Below are 1,948 nucleotides of genomic sequence, written 5' to 3'. Positions count from 1 at the left end.
TGCCGATAATTATATCATTTCCCATTTCACCATTTAGGGTTGTGCCTGATTTGCTTGCTTTTAAAATGTCATCTCCAAATCCGCCGTTGATTTGGATTTGATTGTTGAAAGCTTGGATTTGGTCATTATAAATGCTTTTTTTAGTTAGAATTTCTTTGATTTCGTTTGGGGTTAGAATTTTATCTTTTGTGTGGATTTTATCTATTTTATAGTTTTCATTTATAGAGCTTTCATCAAAGAAATTTTGCACTTTTACGCTGCCGTTTTTGGTGGTGATGAGTAAGTCGTTTGAAAAGTCTTTGCCGTCAAAAACTCTATGAAAATTTAAATCTTTTGCTTTTAGATCTATGAATTTGATAGTGTCTGTTTCATCTTTGTTTGGTTTGAAATTTAGCACTGTGTCATTGTCAAATTTGCTGTTAAAGATATATGTGTCATTACCTTCTCCGCCTTGTAAGAAATCATCTCCGCTACCGCCCATTAGTGTGTCATTGCCGTCTCCGCCGTAAATGTTATCATTTCCGCTTTCGCCAAATATTATGTCGTCTCCGCTACCGCTATCTACGCTATCATTTCCGCTTCCAGCGTAAATGGTGTCGTTACCGTTTTTGGTGATGATACTATCGTCTCCATTTAGGGTATTTATCGTGTAATCCCTGTTTGCAAAAAACATTTCGAGATTATCATTGCCGTTTGTTGGAGTTAGGATAATATCTATGATTTGCTCACTTGATAGTTTTTCGCCGTTAGAAAATTCTATAGCGTTTATTATATAACTTAAATTCACATCATCTTTAAAGAAGTCTGTTACATTTATTGAATTCTCGGCTTTTTTGATGATTAGGTCATTGTTTTGTTTTTGGAATTTAAGGTCAGCTTTTGTGGTGTTATCACTAAATTTAATAATGTCAAATCTATTTTTTGCTTGTGTCGTGGTTATTTATAATGTCATTTCCAAAGTTGCCAGAGAATTCATAAATATCACTTCCGTTTCCGGCGTTTAGATTATCATTTCCGCTACCGCCGATTAATTTATCATTTCCGCCGTTTCCGTAAAGTGTATCAATGCCGTTTAAAATATCTGTGCCGATTAGTGTATCATCGCCATCTGAGCCTGTTTGAGTAGAGAGATTTTTGATAGTTTCATCGTTTAAAAGTTTTAGATAGTTTTCTATTTGCCCGTTTTCTTTTGCAGACACAGCAAATTCGCTTAGCGTTAGCATTAAGCCATTTAGAGTGCTTTTATCGCTGTATAAATCGATAAATTCAGCCAAATCAACAAAGGCTTTTTCGGAATTTAAAGAATTTACTTCATTAAATTTAGCAATCACTCCGTCATAATTCAAAGCAAATTCGTAATTTCCATCCCCATTCTCATTTATATCAAGCGAGATTAAATTTAAATAATCTTTTAGTCTTGTTTGGGTTAAAAGGGATTTATAAGTATAGCCCAAGATTGCTTTATATGTTTTATTTGTTTGGTTAATTATATTTTCCAAATCTGCACTAGAAGTTATAAAAAACTCTGTATTTGTTTTGCCTGTGAAAGAATTTATAATGGCTAGTTTGTCTTTTATGCTATCAAATTTGCTTTGCATTTCATCTGTGATGACAAAGTTTTTATAGGTGTTATATTTGCTCGGAGTTAGGCGAACTACTCTACCACTTCCGCCGCCCTTTTCTGTGGCTTTTGAAAGAGTGAAATTTAAACTGAAATTTTGGTTAGTTTCAGCCCAGTTTGATATAACGCTATCAAGCAAATTTATTTGTTCTTGTTTGGTTGTGGCGACTGAGTAAGTTTTAAGTAAATTTGCGAGTTCTTCGTTTGTGGCTGCTGCTATTCTTAAGTCTCTTAAAAATCCTGTGCCTTTTAAATTTGGTCTTTTTAAGTCATTGGCTGTTAAATTTATTTCGCTTTCATCAGTGAATTTGCGATTGATTGTATCGA

The 1,948-nt window shown here is 33.7% G+C and carries 2 protein-coding genes; both read right to left on the bottom strand.

All coding sequences use genetic code 11. The annotated features are described in order from the left end of the window. A partial coding sequence (locus F1B92_RS09400) for a calcium-binding protein (RefSeq protein WP_407643642.1) occupies positions 1-787 on the bottom strand: 787 nt, incomplete at its 3' end. A gap of 127 nt (positions 788-914) precedes the next feature. Continuing rightward, positions 915-1,948: hypothetical protein (locus F1B92_RS08845; protein ID WP_407643641.1), on the bottom strand; the 1,034-nt coding region annotated here is incomplete at its 5' end.

This window comes from Campylobacter portucalensis (genome assembly GCF_009690845.1).
Lineage (GTDB): Bacteria > Campylobacterota > Campylobacteria > Campylobacterales > Campylobacteraceae > Campylobacter_B > Campylobacter_B portucalensis.
The sequence above is the reverse complement of the archived record's forward strand: the minus strand, read 5'-3'. Positions and strand labels throughout refer to the sequence as shown.